This is a genomic window from Brachybacterium aquaticum, assembly GCF_014204755.1.
Classification (GTDB): Bacteria; Actinomycetota; Actinomycetes; order Actinomycetales; family Dermabacteraceae; genus Brachybacterium; species Brachybacterium aquaticum.
Genome location: NZ_JACHLZ010000001.1, coordinates 2044253 through 2065688, shown reverse-complemented (window position 1 = coordinate 2065688; position 21436 = coordinate 2044253). Strand labels below are relative to the sequence as shown.

Here is a 21436-nt window from a genome sequence, read left to right as displayed (position 1 = left end):
GGTCGGCCGACGGGCCCTCTGGCCCACAGCCCCGTCGGCCGACCGGTCAGTCGGTCCCGCCGACGTCGATGACCTGCCCCGCCCGGGCGAGCGCGCGCACCCGGTCGGTCGGCGCCAGCCGCACCGAGACCGCATCGGAGCGCAGCGCGCGGTCCACCCCGTCGGGCAGCGGGCGCTGCGAGGCGAGCAGCACGCAGTTGCCCCGGCGCTTGCCGGCCAGCTGGGAGGGCTCGGCGATGATCCTGACGTGCGCGAACACCTCCGAGAGCGTCGCGACCTCGTCGGCGACCAGACCGGTCCCGGGCGGCGCCGCGCAGTTGGCGAGGTAGAGGCCGTCCTCCCGCAGCACCCGCGCCGCATGGCGCACCGCCTGCACGCTCGTCAGCTCCGGCGGGGTGAGGGAGCCCGAGAACACGTCCCGCACCAGCACGTCGAAGCGATCCTCGCGCCAGTCGCGCAGCGCGGTCAGCGCGTCGTCGATCCGCAGCCGAAGCTGCGGGGAGCGGGGCAGGTCGAACCACTCGCGCACCTGCTCAGCGAGCAGCGCATCGACCTCGACCACGATCTGGCGGGAGCGGGGATGGCGGGCGGCGACCGCGCGGGGGAGTGAGCATCCACCCCCGCCAAGATGCGCCAGCTGCGGGGCCCGCTCGTCCGGGAAGTCCTCCAGGTGCCGGTCGATCACCAGCAGCATCCAGCGCATGTACTCGAACACCAGGTGCTCGGGATCGGGGTGCAGGTGCGAGGAGGGGACGCCGTTGACGTCCAGCAGCACCGACCCGTCGTTCTCCCGGGTGAGCCGGGCGGCACCGGTGGAGATGGGGATGAGGGTGTCCAGCGGGCCGAGGTGCTCGAACACGGCACGCGGCGCACGATCGCGGCGGGGCATCGCCCCACTCTAGGAGATCACCGAGGGATCAGCGGGCGAGCGCCGCCGCCCTCCACGACCGTTCCTCCCCAGGGCGGCGCCCTCCACCGGGCGGCGTCCCGAGCGTCGGATGTCACACCCCCTGCGTAGCGTCGTCCTCGGCACGACAGCACAGGCAGCACAGCACTGGCAGCAGCGCACAGGAGGAGCAGAGCGATGACCCACACGACGGCCCGTCCCACCACCCGCCGCACGGCCGCACCCGCGCTGCGGTCCGAGGCGCGCGCCCAGCGCCTCCTGCTGGCCCGGCTCGATCAGGACCAGGCCGATCTCGAGCGGGCGCGCCAGCTGCTCCAGCAGGCGCACGAGCTCGCCGGCCCCGCCCCGCGCGAGTCCTTCGAGCTCGTCCACCGCGCCGCGCTCCGCTGCGCCGGGGTGCTGGTCGCCCGGGCGAACCGGGAGCGTCGCCGGGCGCTCCCGCTGAACGTGTGGACCGCGCTGGACCGCCTGGGCGGGGCGGCCGCGGAGCGCTCCGCGCAGATGGCCCCGATGGTCGCCGAGCGGATGCGACTGGACCGGGACCCGCGTGCCCTGCCCGCCCCGGACCTGCTCGCGCAGCACCTCGCCGACACCGCCGCGCACCTCGCCGAGGTCGCCGCGTCGCTCGTGGCGGACCTCCCCGCGCGCCTCGCCGAGCTCACCGCCCCCTGATCCCTCCCGGGTACAGTGCCCGGCGAGGGAGGTGGCGATGGGCGCGCGCGACGACGGCACGGCGGAGGAGATCCCCGGGATCCTCCACCTCGACATGGACGCCTTCTTCGCCTCCATCGAGGTGCGCGACGACCCTTCGCTGCGGGGCCTGCCGGTCGTGGTCGGCGGCGCGGGGGCGCGCGGCGTGGTCGCCGCGGCCAGCTACCCGGCCCGCAGCCGCGGCATCCGCTCGGCGATGCCGATGGCCTCCGCGCGCCGCCTCGCCCCGGATCTCGTGATCGTCCCTCCCCGCATCGACCACTACCGCACCGTCTCCCGGCAGGTGATGGGGATCCTCGGCGACGTCGTCGCCGACATCGAGCAGATCAGCGTCGACGAGGCGTTCCTCGACGTGCGCGGGGCGCGGCGACTGTTCGGCGAGCCGGAGCAGATCGCGGACCTCCTGCGCCGCCGCATCCGCGAGGAGCTGGGTCTTCCCAGCTCCGTCGGAGGCTCCGTCTCCCGGGCGGTCGCGAAGATCGCCTCCGCGCGCGCCAAGCCCGATGGGATGCTCATCGTCCCCGCCGCGCGCACCGCCGAGTTCCTCGCCCCGCTGCCCGTCGGCGCGATCTCCGGCATCGGCCCCAAGGCCCAGGCATCCCTCGAGCGGCTCGGCGTGCGCACCATCGGCCAGCTGCGCGAGATCCCGCCGGCCACCCTCGCCCGCGCCCTCGGCCCGCGCGCTCGCGAGGTCGCCCGGCTGGCCGACGGCAGCGATCGCACCGGCCTCGGCCGACGGGTCAAGGACAGGTCCCTGGGCACCGAGCGGACCTGGGACGAGGACCTCACCGATCACGAGGAAGTGCGCCGACGCATCACCGTCATGGCGGACGACGTCGCGAGCCAGCTGCGCCGCGCCGGCTTCGTCGGCCGCACCGTCGTGCTCAAGCTGCGCGCTCCCGACGGCACCACGATCACCCGCTCCTCGACCCTCGACCAGCCCACCGCCAGCGGCGAACGGCTGCGCGAGCTCGTGGTCGCCCTGTGGGAGCGGGAGCGGCCGTCGATGCCCCGGGTGCGCCTGGCCGGGGTGCGAGCCACCCACCTCGAGCCCTCTGCCGGGATCGCCGTGCAGTCCGAGCTGACCGCGAGGTCGGCCGGATGGTCGGACCTCGAAGCCGCCATGGACCGGGCCCGCGACCGCTTCGGCAGCAGCAGCCTGGGGAGGGGGTCGACGCTCGCCCCGGGCCGCCCGGCACCGCGCGGGGACTCCGCCGTCGACGGACCAGCCGACGGGCCCGTCGATCGCGCCGTCGATGGCCCTGTCGACACTCCTGCCGACGCCCGCGCGGACCCCTCCGCAGAGGCGTCCGACGGGCCCCGCGGGCCGGGCGCGGACGGACTGTTCCCCGCAGGGTGGGGGATGCCCCACGGCGACAGTTCCCATATCTCAGGATGACGCTCTAAACTGGATGAACCGCCGACGGGGGCCTCTGGCTCCTGGCCGGTGAACCGGCGCCACGGGCGCGAGAGGACGGGGACAAGGAGCGGGGTCATGCCGCTGTCTGAACACGAGCAGAAGATGCTCGACGAGATGGAGCGTCAGCTCTTCGCCGACGATCCGCGCCTGGCGCGCGCCTTCGCGCCGAAGACGCCTCCGCGCCGCAACGGACGGCGGATCCTCATCGGACTCGGTGCGGTCGTGCTCGGCCTCGCCCTCCTGATCCTCGCCGTGGCCCTCCCCGCCATCTGGCTCGGCGTGATCGCCTTCATCGGCATGGTCGCCGGTGCGGTCTACGCCATCACCGGGCCGAGCGGCTCGGCCACCGACAAGGGCTCCTCCGGTCCCGGCCGCGGCGGCTCCGGCCCCACGGTCCCGCCCACCGGCGACGGCGGCTCGTTCATGCGCAAGATGGAGGAGCGCTGGGAGAAGCGCGCCGGCGAGGATCCCCGCCTCTGACCCTCCCGCGCCACCGCGCCCCCTGAACCACCCCGAAGCCCCGGCTCCTGCGAGCCGGGGCTTCGTCGTGCCCGGGGGATGCCCGGGGGCGTGCCCGCGCGACCCCGGCAGCGGCCTCACGGTGATCGCCCCAGCACTCTCCGCACTGCTCCCCGCAGCACTCCCGGGGCGCTCCTCGCGCGCTCCGCGGAGCATCCCCCACATCCCTCCACCGGCGTCCTCCCTTTCCCTCCACCACGCCCTCCACTGCCCTCCCCGCCCCGCACCACATCCCCTGACCTGCGGTGATGGGCAGGTGATGGGGGAGGGGTGCGAATGTCGAGGGTCCCGATGCGCCGGGAGGCGACGCGCCGAGCGGGATCCGCGACGAGATTCCCCCCACCTTCCTCCACCTCGCTGACCAGCATCGATCCGCGACTCGCCCAGGAAAAGAGCCACATTCTCAGCCTCCGGTGGGGAGTAGTGGGGTAAAGTGGAGCGTGTTGGGAGGAGATGGAGTCCGGATCGAGAGCGACGGTCGGTGAAGGAGGGCGTGGATGTTCCTCGGCACCTACACGCCCAAGCTCGACGAGAAGGGCCGCCTGATCTTCCCGGCGAAGTTCCGCGACGAGCTCGCCTCGGGACTGGTCATGACTCGTGGGCAGGAGCACTGCATCGCCGTGTACCCGCTCGTGGAGTTCCGCCAGAAGCTCGAGGAGGCCCGTCGGGCGCCCACCACCGATCGACGCACCCGCGACTACCTGCGCGTGCTGCTGTCCGGAGCGGAAGACGTCATCCCGGACAAGCAGGGCCGCATCACCATCCCGGGCCACCTGCGCACCTACGCGGGCCTGGACCGGGAATGCGCCGTCATCGGCGCACTGGACCGCCTCGAGATCTGGTCCCTCCCGGCCTGGGAGACCTACCTCGAGCAGAAGGAGGAGGGCTTCGCCGAGACGTCCGAGGAGGTCATCCCCGGACTGTTCTGAGCCCGGCTCGGAGGACATCCGTCCTGTGAGACCTCTCGTCGTTCCCGCCCCGACGCAACTTCCCCGGTGGCGGGTCGGGAACGACGAGGAATCTGGCAGGACGGCACCGCACGAAGGACAGAAGCCGGCAGGATCACGGTCCACCGCCGCAGCACAGCAGCACCGCAGCAACGCACCACCGCAGGACAGCTGGAACGCAGCGCAGCAACACCGCAGGACACGACAGCAGGACCCGAGGGGAGGGGTGACATGGACAGCACGCAGGAGAACCTGCCGGCCGAGCGTCGGCACGTCCCCGTCCTCCTCGAGACCTCCGTCGAGCTCCTCGTCCCGGCGCTGCAGGAGCCCGGCGCGGTCCACGTCGACGCCACCCTCGGCATGGGCGGCCACGCCGCCGCCGTGCTGCACGCCGCCCCTGCCGCCCACCTCGTCGGCATCGACCGCGACCCGCAGGCCCTCGAGCTCGCCCGCGAGCGCCTGGACCACGAGGGCGTGGGGGAGCGGGCCACACTGGTCCACGCCACCTACGACGAGATCCCCGAGGTCCTCGAGGAGCTGGGCCTGACCGGCGCGCACGGCGTGATGATGGACCTTGGCCTGTCCAGCTTCCAGATCGACACCTCCGAGCGCGGCTTCTCCTACTCGGTGGACGCGCCGCTGGACATGCGCATGGACCCGTCCTCCGACGGCCCCACCGCCGCGGACCTCCTGGCCGAGCTGCCCGAGGCCGAGATCGCCCGGATCCTCCACGACCTCGGCGACGAGCGCTTCGCCAAGCGGATCGCGCGCCGCATCGTCGAGCAGCGCGAGAGCGCACCCCTGACCCGCAGCAGCGAGCTCGTGGCGCTCCTCGAGCGCGCGATCCCCGCCGCCTCCAAGGCGAGCGGCGGCCACCCCGCCAAGCGCACCTTCCAGGCGCTGCGCATCGCGGTGAACGAAGAGCTCGAGATCCTCACCACCGCGATCGACGCCGCCCTGGACAGCCTCCACGTCGGCGGCCGCATCGTCGTGGAGTCCTACCACTCCGGGGAGGACCGCCTGGTGAAGAACGCCTTCGCCCGTCGGACCCGCTCCACCGCGCCGCCCGGCCTGCCGGTCGAGCTCGAGGAGCACAAGCCCTCCTTCACCCCGCTCGTGCGCGGCGCACTCCAAGCCGATGAGAGAGAGCGGAGTGGCAATCCCCGAGCCGCGTCCGTTCGCCTGCGAGCATTGACCCGTACCCGATCCGCCGAGAGAGCACACTGATGGCCAGCACGTCCGCCGTTCACGCGCCCGCGATCCGCCCCACCCGCGGAACGCGGAGTTCGTCGACCGCGACCCGCCCCCGCCTCGCCGTCGTCTCGGCGCCGAAGGCCGGCGGCAGCACGATGCCGTTCACGCTCCTGTGCACCTTCATCGTGGTCGCCACCCTCGCCGCGCTGCTGTTCCTCAACATCCAGATGTCGGGCACCAGCTACGAGATCACCCGCCTGCAGGCGCAGTCCCAGCGCCTGAAGGAGGAGGGTCAGGGCCTCGCCGAGACCAACGAGCGCATGGGCACCCCGCAGGAGCTCGAGCGCCAGGCCCGCGAGATCGGCATGGTCCCGGTGTCGGATCCGGCATACATCGACCTCGACACGGGCGAGATCATCGGCGAGACGGCCCCGGCGGAGCAGACTGGGACCGCGCCGGAGCTCGCGGGCGTCCCGGCCGAGGTGGCCGTCCCGCCGGCGCAGATCTACGACCAGCCCGAGGCCTACCACGGCATGGGCAACGAAGGGGCCTGAGGTATGACGTCACCGCGCAGGAACGGTCGGTCCAGCACCTCCCGCTCCGCGGGGGGTGCTCGTCGTCCGCGCACCTCCGGCGGTCCCGCCTCCCGCCTCCCCGCGGGCCGGGTGGGCGAGCCGGCCACGCGCCATCGCCTGCTGATCACCCTGATCCTGGTCGCCGTGCTCGCCCTGTCCGGCAGGCTCGTGTGGGTCCAGGGCCTGGACGCCAGCGCCCGCGCCGAGGAGGCCGTCGCCCAGCGCACGGTCACCCGCACGATCCCGGCGCTGCGCGGCGAGATCACCGACCGCAACGGCACCGTGCTCGCCAGCTCCGTCCAGCGCTACGACCTCTGGGTCAACCAGCTGCAGGTCGACGAGTACCGCCAGAACTCCAAGACCGCCGAGGTCAAGGGCATCGACGCCGCCGCGAAGGAGCTCGCCCCCGTCCTCGGCTGGACCGAGGCGAAGACCAAGGAGGCCCTCACCGGCGACGCCGGCTTCTCCTACCTCAAGAAGAACGTGGAGCCCGCCGTCCGCGACGCCGTGATCGCCCTGGGCATCCCCGGGATCGGCGCGGACGCGGTCGCCGACCGCATCTACCCGGCCGGCTCCGTGGGCGGCAACATCCTCGGCTTCGTCGGCTCCGACGGCACGGCCCTGGCCGGCACGGAGCTGTCCTTCGATGACGAGCTGCGCGGCACCGACGGGGAGACCACCTACGAGCGCGGCGCGCAGGGACAGATCATCCCCACCGGCAAGCAGACCACCACCCCCGCAGTGAACGGCAGCGATGTCGTCCTCACTATCGACCGCGACCTGCAGTGGAAGTCGCAGCAGATCGTCGCGAGCACCGTCCAGAAGTGGGGCGCCACCGGCGGCAGCGCCGTCGTGTACAACGCGCGCACCGGCGAGGTGCTCTCGCTGGCCGAGTACCCCACCTACGACCCCAACGACCCCGGCGCCGCCGACGAGGAGGACCGCGGCAACCGCTCGGTCTCCAACGTCTTCGAGCCCGGCTCCACCGGCAAGCTGTTCACCCTCGCCGCGGCGATCGAGGAGGGCACCACCACGCCCGAGTCCGAGTACGAGATCCCCTACGAGATGTACTTCGACGGGGAGCGGATCAAGGACTCCCGCTACCACCCCGATCAGCAGCTGACCACGGCCGGCATCCTCAAGAACAGCTCCAACGTCGGCACCGTGCAGATCTCCGAGACCCTCACCCCGCAGGTCCGCCACGACTACCTCAAGGCCTTCGGGCTGGGGGAGCGCACCGGCGTGGAGCTGCCCGGCGAGTCCGCCGGCATCGTCCACCCCGCTGACCAGTGGACCGGCCGCACCCGGTACACCACCTCCTTCGGCCAGGGCTACAGCGTCAACGCCCTGCAGATGGTCTCCGCCGTGGGCACCTTCGCCAACGACGGGGTGCGCGTCCAGCCCTCCCTGGTCAAGGGCATCCGCCAGGAGGACGGCTCCGTGCGGCCGCTCGGCGAGCCGGAGAGGACGCGCGTCGTCTCCAGCGAGACCGCCGAGACCATGCGCCAGCTCATGGACAACAACATCGACGACGGCGAGAACGTCGCGAGCGTCAGCGGCTACGCGGTCGCCGGCAAGTCCGGCACCGCCCAGGTGCCCGACGGCACCTACACCGCGTCCTTCATCGGCTTCGCCCCCGCGGACGATCCCGAGATCGTGGTCGGCGTGTTCCTGTTCGGCCTGGACACCTTCATCTCCGGCGGCCGCTCCGCCGCCCCCGCCTTCGCGGAGCTGACCACCTTCACCCTCCAGAACCAGGGCATCGCCCCCACCGGCAAGCCCGGCGTCGATCTGGAGGACGAGTGGTGAGCGCGGCACCCACCGACGCCCCGACCCCCGAGCCCGCGCGCCCGCGCCATCCGCTCGGCGTGAGCGTCGGAGAGCTCGCCGACGCGCTCGGCGCGGCCCGGCCGACGCCGGCCCCGTCGGCCGCTGGTTCCCAGCCGACCGCGGAGTCGCAGCCGACCGCGGAGTCCCCGTCGGCCGACGTGCGCCTCACCGGCGTCACCCTCGACTCCCGCTCCGCCCAGCCGGGCGATCTGTGGGCCGCCCTGCCGGGCGCGACCGCGCACGGCGCCCAGTTCGCCGCCCAGGCCGCGTCCTTCGGTGCGGTCCTCGCCCTGACCGACGAGGCCGGGCGCGAGCGCTGCGAGGCCGCGGGGCTGCCCGCCCTCGTCGTCGAGGATCCCCGCGCCGCGACCGCGACCGCCGCCGCGCTCGTGCTGGGACGGCCCGCGGAGCGCCTCGCGACCGTCGGCGTCACCGGCACCAACGGCAAGACCTCGATCACTACCGCGATCACCCGCACCCTGCAGGCCCTCGGCGTCAGCGCCGGGGTGATCGGCACCAGCGGCACCGCCTACCGCGACCCCCGCGGCACCGACCACGCCGTCGCGACCGTGCGCACCACCCCCGAGGCGCCCGAGCTGCACGGCATCCTCGCCCGCATGGTCGAGGACGAGGTGGCCGTGGCCTCCATGGAGGTCTCCAGCCACGCCCTGGTCCTCCACCGCGCCGACGAGGTCGTCTTCGACATCGCCTGCTTCACGAACCTCACCCAGGACCACCTCGACTTCCACGGCACCATGGAGGCGTACTACGAGGCCAAGCGCCTGCTGTTCACCCCCGAGCACTCCCGGCGCGGCGTCATCTGCGTCGACGACGAGTGGGGTCGCCGCCTCGCCCGCGAGGCGACCGTGCCGGTGACCACCTACGCCACCCTCCCCGGCGTCGAGGCCGACCACCGCGCGATCGACATCCGCCCCTCCGGCTACGGCAGCGACGTCACCGTCCAGGGCCCGGACGGCGAGCGGACCCTCCATGCCGCCCTGCCCGGACGCCACTACGTCGCCAACACCCTCGCCGCCGAGCTGATGCTCGCCGCGATCGGGCACAGCGGCCCCGAGGTCGTCCGCGCCCTCGGCGAGTCCGGCATCGTCCCCGGCCGCATGGAGCTCGTCGCCGAGTCGCCCGTGCGCGGGGTCGTGGACTACTCCCACACCGAGGACGCGCTCGAGCAGGCCCTGACCACCCTGCGCGCCGTCCCCGGCACCCGCCGCGTGCTGGTCGTCATGGGCGCCGGCGGCGACCGCGACCGCACCAAGCGCCCCCACATGGGTGCCGTCGCCGCACGCCTGGCCGACGTGGTGATCGTCACCGACGACAACCCTCGCACCGAGGACCCCGCGGACATCCGCGCCGAGGTCCTCGCCGGCATCCCGGGCGACACGAACGCGCAGGTCTACGAGGTCGACGGGCGCGGTGCCGCGATCGAGCTCGCCGCGTCCCTCGCCGACGTGTCCGACACCATCCTGGTGGCGGGCAAGGGAGCGGAGACGGGCCAGCAGATCGGCGGTATCGTCCATCCGTTCGACGACCGCCTCCGACTGCGCGACGCGCTGGCCGCGGCCGCGACGGAGGACGGGCGCGTCGACGCCGACGACACGGACGAAGGACGCTGAGCATGCTCGAGACCACGACACGGGACATCGCCGCCCTCACCGGCGGAGAGCTCGTCGGCGGTGCCACCGGTGACGAGCTCGTCACCGGCACCGCACGCATCGACTCCCGCGAGGTCGGACCCGGCGACCTGTTCGCCGCCTTCGCCGGCGAGCACGTCGACGGCCACGACTACCTCGACGTCGCCCGCACCGCCGGCGCCGCCGCCTCCCTGGTCAGCGAGGACCGCGGCGTGCCCGCCGTTCGCGTCGACGACGTGCGCGAGGCGCTGTCCGTCCTCGCCCGAGCCCAGCTCGAGCGGGCCCGCAGCGAGAACCCCGACCTCGTCGTCCTCGCCGTCACCGGCAGCGCCGGCAAGACCGGCACCAAGGACCTGCTGGGCACCATCCTGTCCGCGGCGGGGGAGACCATCGCCCCCGTCGGCAGCTTCAACAACGAGCTCGGCCTGCCGCTCACCGTGCTGCGCCTGGCAGAGTCCACCCGCTACCTGGTCCTGGAGATGGGCGCCCGCGGCATCGGCCACATCGCCCAGCTCACCGACATCGCCCGCCCCGACGTCTCCCTCGTCCTCAACGTCGGCTCCGCCCACCTCGGCGAGTTCGGCAGCGTCGACGCGATCGCCCAGGCCAAGGGCGAGCTCGTCGAGGCGCTCGCGCCCACCGGCCGCGCGATCCTGAACGCCGAGGACCGCCTCGTCGCCGCGATGACCGAGCGTTCGCAGGCGCCCGTGGTCACCTGGGGCTTCTCCACCGGCGACGTGCGCGGCGCGGACCTCGCCCTGGACGAGCAGGCCCGCATCACCCTCGATCTCATCGTCCCCGAGGGCCTGACCACCCTGGCAGGAGACGCGATCCCCGCCGGACGCCACGGCGTCCACCCCGACCTGCTCGGCGAGCACCAGGCCGCCAACGTCCTCGCCGCGCTCACCGGCGCGCTCGTCGCGGGCGTCGCCCCCGCCGCCGCGGCCGCCGCGCTCGAGGGCGCGACCCTCGCCTCCGGCCAGCGCATGCAGGTGCGGCGCGCCGGCGGTGCGCTCGTCATCGACGACGCCTACAACGCCAACCCCGACTCCATGAAGCAGGCGCTGAAGACCCTCGCGCACCTCGGCCGCACCCACCGCACCATCGCGGTGCTCGGCGAGATGCTCGAGCTCGGCCCGGACTCGGTGCGCCTGCACGACGAGATCGGCCGCCTCGCGGTGCGCCTGAACATCTCCCAGCTGTACGTCGTCGGAGACGGCGCCGCCCCGATCCACCACGGCGCGAGCCTCGAGGGCTCCTTCGGCGGGGAGTCGGAGTACCTGGACAGCGTGGACGAGGCGATCGCTGTGCTAGAACGGACCGTGCGGCCCGGTGACGCGGTGCTGCTGAAGTCCTCCCGGGACGCCGGTCTGCGCCGGATCGCCGACCCCCTCGTGGAGCACCTGACCCAGCACGGCGGCCACGCCGCGACCACCCAGACGGGAGACGACGCATGATCGCGATCATCATCGCGGGTGCACTCGCCCTGCTGCTCTCCATCCTCGGCACCCCGGTGTTCATCAAGGTGCTGGAGCGTCGCGGGTACGGCCAGTTCGTCCGCGACGACGGCCCCACCACCCACGCCACGAAGCGCGGCACCCCCACCATGGGCGGCGTCGCGATCATCCTCGCGGTGCTGGCGGCCTACTTCCTCACCCACCTGGTGCTGTGGACCCCGCCGACCGTCTCCGTGCTGCTGGTGCTGTTCCTCATGCTGGGCCTGGCGGTCGTCGGCTTCCTCGACGACTACCTCAAGATCTCCCAGCAGGACTCCACCGGTCTGCGCCCCCGCTACAAGCTCTTCGGCCAGTTCGTGGTCGCCACCGTGTTCGCGGTCCTCGCGCTGCTCTTCCCTGACGGGCAGGGCCGCACCCCCGCCTCGACGAACATCTCCTTCGTGCGTGACATCCCGTGGCTGGACCTCGCCTTCGCCGGCTCCGTGGTCGGGTTCATCCTCTTCGCGATCTGGGCGAACTTCCTCGTCGCCGCCTGGTCCAACGGCGTGAACCTCACCGACGGCCTGGACGGCCTCGCCACCGGCGCCACCATCCTGTTCACCGCCGCGTACCTCATCATCAGCTTCTGGCAGTGGCGGCAGACCGACGTCCTGGACCTCACCGGCGGTCACGGCTACCAGGCCCGCGACCCTCTGGACACGGCCGTGCTGTGCGCGGCGCTGATCGGCGCCTGCGTCGGCTTCCTGTGGTGGAACACCTCCCCGGCCAAGATCTTCATGGGCGACACCGGCTCCCTCGCCCTCGGCGGCGCGATCGCGGGCCTGACCATGGTCTCCCGCACCGAGCTTCTCGGCGCGATCATCGGCGGCCTGTTCGTGGTGATCTCCCTGTCCGTGATCATCCAGGTCACCAGCTTCAAGCTCACCGGCAAGCGCGTCTTCCGCATGGCCCCGTTGCAGCACCACTTCGAGCTCAAGGGCTGGAACGAGGTCACCATCGTGGTCCGCTTCTGGATCGTCGCCGGCCTCCTGGCCGGTGTGGGCCTGGGCCTGTTCTACCTCGACGCCCTGCCGAGGCTCGGCGCATGACCGCCGCCCCCCACGGCGCAGGTCCCGACAGCTCCACCCCCGTCGAGCAGCGCCCCTGGCCGGGCCTCGACGTCGCCGGGCTGCGGATCCTGGTCACCGGCTTCGGCGTCTCCGGCTACGCGATCGCCGACCAGACCATGCAGCGCGGCGCGCGCGTCCTCGTCGTGGACGGCAAGGACACCCCCGAGATCCGCGAGCGCATCCAGATCCTCGAGGTCCTCGGGGTCGAGTTCCGCCTCGGCGCCGAGCACACCACCGCCCTTCCCGCCGATCGCGAGATCGACCTCGTCGTCACCTCCCCGGGCTGGCGCCCCGACCAGCCGCTGCTCGCCGAGGCCGCGACCCGCGGCATCCCGGTGTGGAGCGAGATCGAGCTGGCGCGCCGCATGCAGGCGGCCGACGGGCCCGACTGGCTCGCCATCACCGGCACCAACGGCAAGACCACGACCGTCACCATGCTCGAGTCGATCCTGCGCGCCGCCGGACTGCGCGCCGTCGCCTGCGGCAACGTGGGCCTGCCCGTCATCGAGGCGGCCCTGGACCCCGAGGGCTACGACGTGCTCGCACTCGAGCTGTCCAGCTTCCAGCTGCACTGGACCGAGCACCTGGACTGCGAGGCCGCTGTCGTGCTGAACGTCAGCGCCGACCACCTCGACTGGCACGGCGGCGCCGAGGAGTACGCCCTCGCCAAGGGCAAGATCTTCGAGGGCGTGCGCACCGCCTGCGTGTACAACGTCGCCGACGAGACCACCCGGCGCCTGGTCGAGGAGGCCGACGTCGTCGAGGGCGCCCGCGCCATCGGCATCGGCCTCGGCGCCCCCGGCCCCTCCGAGCTCGGCGTCATCGACGGGATGCTCGTGGACCGCGCCTTCCACCCCGAGCGCCGCCGCGCCGCCGCGGAGCTCGCCACCCTCGAGGATCTCTCCCACCTCGGCGCCCAGGGCGCCGGCCCGCACGTGGTCCTTGACGCCCTGGCCGCCGCGGCCCTCGCCCGCGCCCACGGGGTCGAGGCCCACGCCGTCCGCGACGGACTGCGCGCCTACCGCATGGGCGACCACCGCGCCCAGCACATCGCCACGATCGACGGGATCGGGTTCGTCGACGACACCAAGGCCACCAACCCCGCGGCCGCCGCGGCCTCCCTGCGCGCCGCGGAGCGGGTCGTGTGGATCGCCGGCGGCGACGTCAAGGGCGCCGACCTCGACCCCCTCATCGCCTCCGCCGCCGACCGGCTCGTGGGCGTGGTCCTCCTCGGCGTCGACGAGACCCCGTTCACCACGGCTCTTCAGCGACACGCCCCCGAGGTCCCGGTCCGGCGCATCGATCCGGGCCAGACTGACGACGTCGCCGGGCGCACCCGGCTGATGGAGGACGCGGTGCAGGCCGCCCGCTCCCTCGCCGCGGCGGGGGACGTGGTGCTCCTGGCACCCGCAGCCGCCAGCCTCGACCAGTTCCGTGACTACGCGGAGCGGGGGGATCTGTTCGCGGCGGCTGTGACCCGACTGCCAGGAGAGCGCTCATGACGATGGAGGACACCCGCCGGGACAGCCGTCGGGGAACCGCCCGTCCTACCGGCCGCACCGCCGCATCCCGCCCCGAGCGCAGCACCGACGTGGTGCGCCCCGACGAGGAGCACCCGCTCGGCAACATCTCCGGCCGCGTCCGCGACGGAGTGGGCACCTGGCTGCGCTCCCCGGCCCTGGACTTCTACGGACTGATCATCGTCGGCGCCCTGCTCATCGGGGTCGGCCTGGTGATGGTGCTGTCCTCGAGCTCGGTCGGCAACATCTCCCGCGGCGCCTCCGGCTTCGCCGGCCTGATCCGCCAGGGCACCTTCGCCGGCATGGGGCTCGTGGGCCTCGTCGCCGCGGCCCTGATGCCGCCCGGCTTCTACCGCAAGGCCGCATGGGGGCTGTTCGGCCTGGGCCTGCTGCTGCAGAGCCTGGTGCACGTGCCCGGACTCGGCGTGGAGGTGTACGGCAACCGCAACTGGATCCAGATCGGCTCCCAGCGCCTCCAGCCCTCCGAGTTCCTCAAGCTCGCCCTCGCCGTCTGGCTCGGCGCGCTGCTGGCCATGAAGCGCCCCCTCCTGCACCGGCCCTTCCATCTGCTCTTCCCGCTCGTGCCCGGCGTCGGACTGGCGCTGGGCCTCGTGGTCCTCGGGCACGACCTCGGCACCACCCTCGTGATGGGCATGCTCGTCGCCGGCGCGGTGTGGGTCGCCGGCGTGCCCCGGCGCTGGTTCGCCCTCGCCGGCAGCGCCGCCCTCCTCGGTGTCGTGTTCCTGACCGTCACCAGCGCTAACCGCATGGCCCGCATCGGGAACTGGCTGCACGGCACCTGCGCCGGCGACTCCTGCCTCCAGTCCGAGCAGGGCCTCATGGGCCTGGCCGAGGGCGGCTGGTGGGGCGTGGGCCTGGGCCAGTCCCGCCAGAAGTGGGGCCGCCTGCCCGCCGCCGAGGACGACTACATCTTCGCCATCATCGGCGAGGAGCTGGGCCTGATCGGCACCCTCGGCGTGGTGCTGCTGTTCACCGCGCTCGCCCTGATCATGTTCCGCATGATCACCCGCCTGCACGACCCCTTCATGCAGATCACCGTCGCCGGGATCAGCGCCTGGCTGCTCGGCCAGGCCTTCGTGAACATGATGGTCGTCACCGGCCTGCTGCCCGTGATCGGCGTGCCCCTGCCGTTCATCTCCTCCGGCGGCTCCGCGCTGCTGGCCTCGATGACCGCACTCGGGGTGCTGCTCTCCTTCGCCCGGCGCGAGCCCGGCGCGCAGGAGGCCATCAGCGCCCGCTTCGGCAGCGTGCGCCGCTCCATCAGCGTGCTGCCCGCGCCCCGCGACGCGGGAGAGGACACCGGCCGCACCGCGCGCTCCGGACGCACCGGTCGCTCGGCCCGCACCGGCAGCACCGCCCGCACCGGCAGCACCACCCGCTCCACCCGCTCATCCCGCCGTGCCTCCCGCCGTGGAGGCACCTCCCGGAGGACCCGATGACCGCGACCCCGACCCCCGCCGCCTCCTCGTCCTCCTCCTCGGAGCCCGTGCGCGTCCTGCTCGCCGGCGGTGGCAGCGCCGGGCACGTCTCCCCGCTGCTCGCGACCGCCGCGCAGATCAGCCGCCGCGCCCCGGGCGCCGAGGTGCTCGTGCTCGGCACCGCCGAAGGGCTCGAGGCGGACCTCGTGCCCGCCGCCGGGTACGAGCTGGCCACCATCGAGAAGGTCCCCTTCCCGAGGAAGCCCGACGGTGCCGCGCTGCGCTTCCCCGGCCGCTTCGCCGGGACCTTGCGCGAGGTCCGCACCCTCATGCGCGAGCGCCGCATCGACGTGGTCGCCGGCTTCGGCGGCTACGTCTGCCCGCCCGCCTACCTCGCCGCCGCCTCCGCCCGCGTGCCGCTCGTAGTCCACGAGGCGAACCGCAGGCCGGGCCTCGCGAACCGGCTCGGCGCCCGCCGCGCCGCCGCCGTGCTCACCGCCTTCGACGGCTCCACCCTCCCCGGCGCCCGCCGCATCGGCATGCCGATGCGCGAGGGCATCGCCCACCTGGACCGCGCCGCCCGGCGTGAGCAGGCCGTGCGCGAGCTGGGTCTGGACCCCGAGCGGCCCGTGCTGCTGGCCACCGGCGGCTCCCTCGGCGCGCAACGCCTGAACGCCGCGGTCGCCGAGGCGGCCGACGACGTCCTCGCCGCCGGCGGGCAGATCCTCCACGTCACCGGCCGAGGCAAGGCCGAGGGGCTCACCGAGCGGCCCGGCTACCGGGTCCTCGAGTACGTCTCCGCCATGGAGGACGCCTACGCCGCCGCGGACCTGGCCCTGACCCGCTCCGGCGCCGGCACCGTCAGCGAGCTCACCGCCGTGGGCCTGCCCGCGGTGCTCGTGCCCCTGCCCATCGGCAACGGCGAGCAGGCGCTGAACGGCGAGCAGGTCGTCGCCGCCGGGGGCGCGACGATGATCCCCGACGCGGAGCTCGACGCCGACCGGCTGCGCCGCGACGTCCTGCCGCTGCTGCTGGACGGCACGCGCCGCACCGCCATGGCCGAGGCCGCCCGCGCCTTCGGCATCACCGACGCCGCCGAGGAGATGGCCGACGTGGTGATCGGCGTCGCACGCCGAGCCTGACCCGGCATCCCGTCCGCCCGGACTACGGTGGCCTCATGACTTCCGTGACCGGCTCCGCCCCGCAGCCTTCCCCCCGCACCATCCTGCGCCCCGGCGACGTCGTCACCCGCTCCGACTGGCCCGCCGACCGGCCCGTCCGCTCCGTGCACGTGGTCCGCATCGGCGGCGCCGGCATGAGCGCCGTGGCCCGGCTCGCCCTCGAGGCCGGCCTCGCCGTCAGCGGCTCCGACTCGCAGGACGGCCAGTTCATCGCCCCGCTGCGCGAGGCCGGCGCCCGCATCGGCATCGGCTTCGACGCCGCCCTGCTCGCCGACGACCTCGACCTCGTCATCGTCTCCACCGCCGTCCGCGCCGACAACCCCGAGGTGCGCGCCGCCCACGAGCGCGGCATCCCCGTGATCCACCGCGCCGCCGGGCTCGCGGGCCTGCTCGCCGGGCGCGAGCTCGTCGCCGTCGCCGGCACCCACGGCAAGACCACCACCACCGGCATGGCCGTCACCGCCCTGCGCGGCGCAGGCCTGGACCCCGCATGGGCGCTCGGCGCCGCCGTGCCCGACCTCGGCCGCAACGCCGGCTTCGGCGCGGATTCCGCCACCGGCCCCGGGGCCGGGTCGGCTCCGGCCGACGCGACCCCCGCGGTCGCCGTCGTCGAAGCCGACGAGTCCGACGGCTCCTTCCTCGCCTTCGCGCCGCGCTCGCTGGTCGTCACCAACCTCGAGCCCGACCACCTCGACTTCCACGGAGACGCCGCAACGCTCACCGCCGCGTTCGATGCACTGACCGACCAGATCCTGCCCGGCGGCACCCTCGTGGTGTGCGCCGACGACCCCGGTGCGGCGGCACTGGGGGAGCGGGCTGCCGCCCGCGGCGCGACGGTGCTGCGCTACGGCACCGCCGAGGGCGCCGATTGGCACCTGCGCGCCGAGCGCAGCGGCACCCGCGGCGCCGGCATCGAGATCGACACCCCGCAGGGCCTGCTCTCCGTCGAGCTCTCGGTCACCGGCCACCACAACGTCCTGAACGCCCTCGGCGCCCTCGCCGCGACCGCCGCGGCCGTGCCCGGCGCGGACCACGCCGCCCTTGCCGCGGGCCTGTCCACCTTCACCGGCGCCTCCCGCCGCTTCGACGTGGCCGGCACCGCCGGGGGAGTGACCGTGGTGGACGACTACGCCCACCACCCCCGCGAGGTCGCCGCGACCCTCGCCGCCGCCCGCGGCATCGTCTCCGCCCAGGCCGAGCCCGGGCGCGTGCTCGCCGTGTTCCAGCCGCACCTGTTCTCCCGCACCCGGGACTTCGCCGGCGACTTCGCCGCCGCGCTGGAGGCCGCCGACCGTGCTTGGGTGATGCCCGTCTATGCTGCCCGCGAGGACCCGGACCCCAGCACCACCGCCCGCACCATCACCGACCTCGCCGGGGGCACCGTCACCCCGCTCGACGCGGACGACGAGGTGCTCGGGCAGGTCCTCGCCGAGGCCCGCACCGGCGATCTGCTGCTGATGCTCGGCGCCGGCGACGTGGTCGAGACGACCCCCGACGTCCTCGAGGCGCTGCGGACGGCGGACCGGGGCCGCGCCTGATGGCTCGCCGCCCCACCGCACCGCGCCCCCGCCCGGGCGCATCCCGCCCGTCGGCGACAGGCGCGTCGGCCGCCTCCTCGGCGTCGGCCCCGTCGGCCCCCTCCGCCGCGTCCTCACCCTCCGCCGCGTCGGCACCGTCCGCGGCGTCCGCCGCACCGGCTCCGTCGGCCGCCTCTGCCGCGTCGGCGAACCGCGCCCCGCAGCGCACCGCCGCCCCTGCCGCGCGCTCGTCGGCCGCGAGCGCCCCGAGCGCCGCGAGCGCCGCCGACGCACCCGCGTCCCGCAACCGCACCCGCAGCCTCGGCCGCCCCGCGCCCACGGAGGCCGGTCGCCCGGCGCCCGCCGCGGCGCCCCCGGAGGAGCAGGAGGGCGGCCGCGTCGTCCAGGCCGCCGACCGGTTCCGCGACCTCGTGCGCGGCCGGCCCTGGCGGCGACGCCGCCGCGCGATCATCGCGGGCGGCCTCGCCACCGTGGTCGTGCTCGTCGCCGCCTTCGTCACCGCCGTGTTCCTCCCGGCGCTCCAGGTCCGCGACATCGCGATCGAGGGCACCGGCTACGTCTCCCAGGAGGACGTGCGCGCCGCCGTCGCCGGCCGCGAGGGCGACAGCGTGCTGCTGCTGCCCACCGGCGACATCGAGGCCCAGGTCGAGGAGGTCCCCGGCATCGCCTCCGCGACGGTCGAGCGCGCCTGGCCCGACGGCATGCGCGTCAGCGTGACGGAGGCGACCCCGGTCGCCCAGCTGACCCGCACCGACGGCTCCGTCGCCGTGCTCGACGCCGAGGGGCATGAGCTGCCCGCCGCCGCGGCCGAGGGAGCGACCCTCGTGCCGCTGGCCGTGCAGTCGGGCTCCGCCGACCCCGACGGCGCGGCGACCGCCATGAGCGAGGTCCTCGCGGGCCTCCCGGACCCCCTGCGCGGCGCGGTCCGCGACATCACCGCCTCGAGCCCCAGCGACGTGACCCTCACCCTCGCCCTCGAGGACGGCGGCACCAAGACCGTGGTGTGGGGCGACTCCGCCGACGCCGAGCTCAAGGGCGAGGTGGTCCAGGCGCTGCTGGGCCAGGCCGGGACCGTCATCGACGTCTCCTCCCCGGTCGCGCCCGTCACCCGCTGACGCGCACCCCCACCCTCCGACCTCCGTGCGGCGGTGATCTGTCCCGCCTCGGGCACGACACGCGCCCTTTGTGTTTGCGAACCGGTCCCGACGTCCTTAGCGTCGACAGAAAGGAGAGGCGCCCCGAAGTCCGAACCTCAACTCGAGGTCTAGGGTTTCGGAGGACCGCGACCAGGCGCGACGCTGGCCCCTCTCCCTGAGGAAACCCAAGAGCAAGGACCAAACGTGGCCGGAACCCAGATCTCCCTCGCAGTCATCAAGGTCGTCGGTGTCGGCGGCGGAGGTGTCAACGCCGTCAACCGCATGATCGAGTCGGGGCTGAAGGGCGTCGAGTTCATCGCGATCAACACCGACGCCCAGGCGCTGCTGATGTCCGATGCGGACGTCAAGCTCGACGTCGGCAAGGAGATCACCCGCGGTCTCGGCGCCGGCGCGGATCCTGAGGTCGGCAAGAAGGCCGCCGAGGACCACGCCGAGGAGATCGAGGAGGTCCTGCGCGGGGCCGACATGGTCTTCGTGACCGCGGGTGAGGGCGGCGGCACCGGCACCGGCGGCGCCCCCGTGGTCGCCAAGATCGCCCGCAGCCTCGGCGCCCTGACCATCGGCGTGGTCACCCGCCCCTTCACCTTCGAGGGCCGTCGCCGCTCCACCCAGGCCGAGTCCGGCATCGCCGCGCTCCAGGCCGAGGTCGACACCCTCATCGTCATCCCCAACGACCGCCTGCTCTCCATCGCGGACAAGCAGGTCTCGATGCTGGACGCGTTCAAGTCCGCGGACCAGGTCCTCCTCTCCGGTGTCCAGGGCATCACCGACCTGATCACCACCCCGGGCCTGATCAACCTCGACTTCGCCGACGTGAAGTCCGTGATGCAGGGCGCCGGTAGCGCCCTCATGGGCATCGGCTCCGCCCGCGGCGACGACCGCGCCCTCCAGGCCGCCGAGCTCGCCGTCTCCAGCCCCCTGCTCGAGGCCTCGATCGACGGCGCCTACGGCGTGCTGCTCTCCATCCAGGGCGGCAGCGACCTGGGACTGTACGAGGTGTCCGAGGCGGCCCGCCTGGTCCAGGAGGCCGCGCACCCCGACGCGAACATCATCTTCGGCTCCGTCATCGACGACGCCCTGGGCGACGAGGTCCGCGTGACCGTCATCGCCGCGGGCTTCGAGGGCGGCGGCCCCTCGCCGCGCCAGGACCTCGCCCCGCAGCACCGCCCCGCCGCCCGCACCGAGCAGGGCTCCGCCCGCCCGGCCGTGCAGCAGCGCCCCGCGGTCCAGCAGCGTCCCGCCCAGGAGCAGCGTCCCGCGCAGGGTGCCGCGGCCCCGGGCGCCTGGGGCCAGCCCCAGCAGGCGTTCTCCCCGTCGCGCCCGAGCGCCTCGGAGCCCGAGACCGAGGTCATCGACCCGGCCGACGTCGAGGACGGCGGCTACGACCAGCAGCGCGTCGCCCCGCAGCCCGCGCCCCGCGCCCCCGAGCGCGAGGCCGCGCGCCCGCCGCACATCGAGGAGCCCCCGGCGGACGACGACGACCTCGACCTGCCCTCCTTCCTGAAGTGACGGTCACCCGGTGACCTCCACCCTCGGCGCACGGGCCCCGCGACTTCGCGGGGCCCGTGCCCTGTTCACGGGCCGCGACGGCGGCGTCAGCACCGGCGACCACGCGAGCCTGAACCTCGCCCGCCACGTCCGCGACGACGACGCGGCCGTCATCGAGAACCGCTCCCGGCTCGCCGCCGAGATCGGTGCGCCGCTGGTGTTCGTGGACCAGGTCCACTCCGCCGACGTGCACGTCCTTCCCGCCACCGGCGAGGCGCCCGTGGTCACGGCCGACGCGATCGTCACCGGCCGTGAGGACGTGGCGCTGGCGATCATGGTCGCCGACTGCCTGCCCGTGCTGCTCTCCGATCCGGTCTCCGGCGTGATCGCCGTCGCGCACGCCGGCCGCAAGGGCCTGCTCGGCGGGGTGCTCGAGGCGACCGTCGCGGCGATGACCGAGCTCGGCGCGAGACCCGGCGACCTCACCGCCTCCATCGGCCCGGCCATCTGCGGCGCCTGCTACGAGGTGCCGGAGGACATGCGGGCCGACGCCGCCGCCCGGATCCCCGCCACCGCCTCGACCACGACGTGGGGCACGCCCGCGCTCGACCTGCGCGCCGGCGCGGTCGCGATCCTGCAGGGGGAGGGGTTCGCGCAGGACGCGATCGACGCCGACCACCCCTGCACCCTCGAGGACGAGCGGTTCTTCTCCTACCGCCGCAGCGCCACCACCGGGCGCTTCGCCGGAGTGCTGCGCCGCGCCTGAGCCGCGACCCGCCGATGTGACCTCCGTCG

At 74.1% G+C, this 21436-nt stretch carries 18 protein-coding genes; 17 read left to right on the top strand and 1 reads right to left on the bottom strand.

Annotation, left to right across the window (positions count from 1 at the left end):
* Positions 1-46: 46 nt before the first annotated feature.
* Positions 47-889: a spermidine synthase gene (locus HNR70_RS09240; protein ID WP_184325393.1), complete on the bottom strand. Its 843-nt coding sequence runs from the start codon at positions 887-889 to the stop codon at positions 47-49.
* A gap of 195 nt (positions 890-1084) precedes the next feature.
* Here HNR70_RS09240 and HNR70_RS09235 point away from each other — a divergent pair, with 195 nt between their 5' ends.
* The 17 genes from HNR70_RS09235 to pgeF all read left to right on the top strand — a co-directional run bounded on the left by HNR70_RS09235 (position 1085) and on the right by pgeF (position 21407).
* The gene (locus HNR70_RS09235; RefSeq protein ID WP_184325392.1) at positions 1085-1579 is read left to right on the top strand and encodes a hypothetical protein; all 495 of its coding nucleotides are present in this window, start codon (positions 1085-1087) and stop codon (positions 1577-1579) included.
* Between the two features lie 37 nt (positions 1580-1616).
* Positions 1617-3017 carry a DNA polymerase IV gene (dinB, locus tag HNR70_RS09230; protein ID WP_246375192.1) on the top strand — a complete coding sequence of 467 codons (1401 nt, stop codon included), beginning with the start codon at positions 1617-1619 and terminating at the stop codon, positions 3015-3017.
* 96 nt (positions 3018-3113) lie between these two features.
* Entirely contained in the window at positions 3114-3518 is a 405-nt protein-coding gene (locus tag HNR70_RS09225; protein ID WP_184325391.1) for an SCO2097 family morphological protein, read from the top strand.
* Between the two features lie 536 nt (positions 3519-4054).
* On the top strand, positions 4055-4486 hold the full coding sequence (gene mraZ, locus HNR70_RS09220; protein ID WP_184325390.1) for a division/cell wall cluster transcriptional repressor MraZ: 432 nt from the start codon (positions 4055-4057) through the stop codon (positions 4484-4486).
* A gap of 249 nt (positions 4487-4735) precedes the next feature.
* Positions 4736-5731 (top strand): 16S rRNA (cytosine(1402)-N(4))-methyltransferase RsmH, encoded by a 996-nt coding sequence (gene rsmH / locus HNR70_RS09215; RefSeq protein ID WP_184325389.1) that lies wholly within the window; start codon positions 4736-4738, stop codon positions 5729-5731.
* On the top strand, positions 5731-6252 hold the full coding sequence (ftsL, locus tag HNR70_RS09210) for a cell division protein FtsL (protein ID WP_184325388.1): 522 nt from the start codon (positions 5731-5733) through the stop codon (positions 6250-6252). The genes rsmH and ftsL overlap by 1 nt, the downstream gene beginning before the upstream one ends.
* A 3-nt stretch (positions 6253-6255) precedes the next feature.
* The gene (locus tag HNR70_RS09205) at positions 6256-8082 is read left to right on the top strand and encodes a peptidoglycan D,D-transpeptidase FtsI family protein (protein ID WP_184325387.1); all 1827 of its coding nucleotides are present in this window, start codon (positions 6256-6258) and stop codon (positions 8080-8082) included.
* Positions 8079-9734 carry a UDP-N-acetylmuramoyl-L-alanyl-D-glutamate--2,6-diaminopimelate ligase gene (locus HNR70_RS09200; protein WP_184325386.1) on the top strand — a complete coding sequence of 552 codons (1656 nt, stop codon included), beginning with the start codon at positions 8079-8081 and terminating at the stop codon, positions 9732-9734. Before HNR70_RS09205 ends, HNR70_RS09200 begins: the two co-directional genes overlap by 4 nt.
* A gap of 2 nt (positions 9735-9736) precedes the next feature.
* Complete coding sequence (locus HNR70_RS09195; RefSeq protein WP_184325385.1) at positions 9737-11209, top strand: UDP-N-acetylmuramoyl-tripeptide--D-alanyl-D-alanine ligase; 1473 nt, start codon at positions 9737-9739, stop codon at positions 11207-11209.
* Positions 11206-12297, top strand: coding sequence for a phospho-N-acetylmuramoyl-pentapeptide-transferase (gene mraY, locus HNR70_RS09190; RefSeq protein WP_184325384.1), 1092 nt, complete (start codon positions 11206-11208; stop codon positions 12295-12297). The genes HNR70_RS09195 and mraY overlap by 4 nt, the downstream gene beginning before the upstream one ends.
* Positions 12294-13820 (top strand): UDP-N-acetylmuramoyl-L-alanine--D-glutamate ligase, encoded by a 1527-nt coding sequence (gene murD, locus HNR70_RS09185; RefSeq protein ID WP_184325383.1) that lies wholly within the window; start codon positions 12294-12296, stop codon positions 13818-13820. Before mraY ends, murD begins: the two co-directional genes overlap by 4 nt.
* Positions 13817-15298 (top strand): peptidoglycan glycosyltransferase FtsW, encoded by a 1482-nt coding sequence (locus tag HNR70_RS16215; RefSeq protein WP_184325382.1) that lies wholly within the window; start codon positions 13817-13819, stop codon positions 15296-15298. The genes murD and HNR70_RS16215 overlap by 4 nt, the downstream gene beginning before the upstream one ends.
* Positions 15295-16419: an undecaprenyldiphospho-muramoylpentapeptide beta-N-acetylglucosaminyltransferase gene (murG, locus tag HNR70_RS09175; protein WP_184325381.1), complete on the top strand. Its 1125-nt coding sequence runs from the start codon at positions 15295-15297 to the stop codon at positions 16417-16419. Before HNR70_RS16215 ends, murG begins: the two co-directional genes overlap by 4 nt.
* Positions 16420-16454: 35 nt before the next feature.
* The gene (gene murC, locus HNR70_RS09170; RefSeq protein ID WP_184325380.1) at positions 16455-17996 is read left to right on the top strand and encodes a UDP-N-acetylmuramate--L-alanine ligase; all 1542 of its coding nucleotides are present in this window, start codon (positions 16455-16457) and stop codon (positions 17994-17996) included.
* Complete coding sequence (locus HNR70_RS09165; RefSeq protein ID WP_184325379.1) at positions 17996-19111, top strand: cell division protein FtsQ/DivIB; 1116 nt, start codon at positions 17996-17998, stop codon at positions 19109-19111. The genes murC and HNR70_RS09165 overlap by 1 nt, the downstream gene beginning before the upstream one ends.
* A gap of 225 nt (positions 19112-19336) precedes the next feature.
* Positions 19337-20662 carry a cell division protein FtsZ gene (gene ftsZ / locus HNR70_RS09160; protein WP_184325378.1) on the top strand — a complete coding sequence of 442 codons (1326 nt, stop codon included), beginning with the start codon at positions 19337-19339 and terminating at the stop codon, positions 20660-20662.
* A gap of 10 nt (positions 20663-20672) precedes the next feature.
* A complete protein-coding gene (gene pgeF / locus HNR70_RS09155; protein ID WP_184325377.1) occupies positions 20673-21407 on the top strand; it encodes a peptidoglycan editing factor PgeF in 735 nt (244 codons plus the stop codon).
* Positions 21408-21436 lie beyond the last annotated feature (29 nt).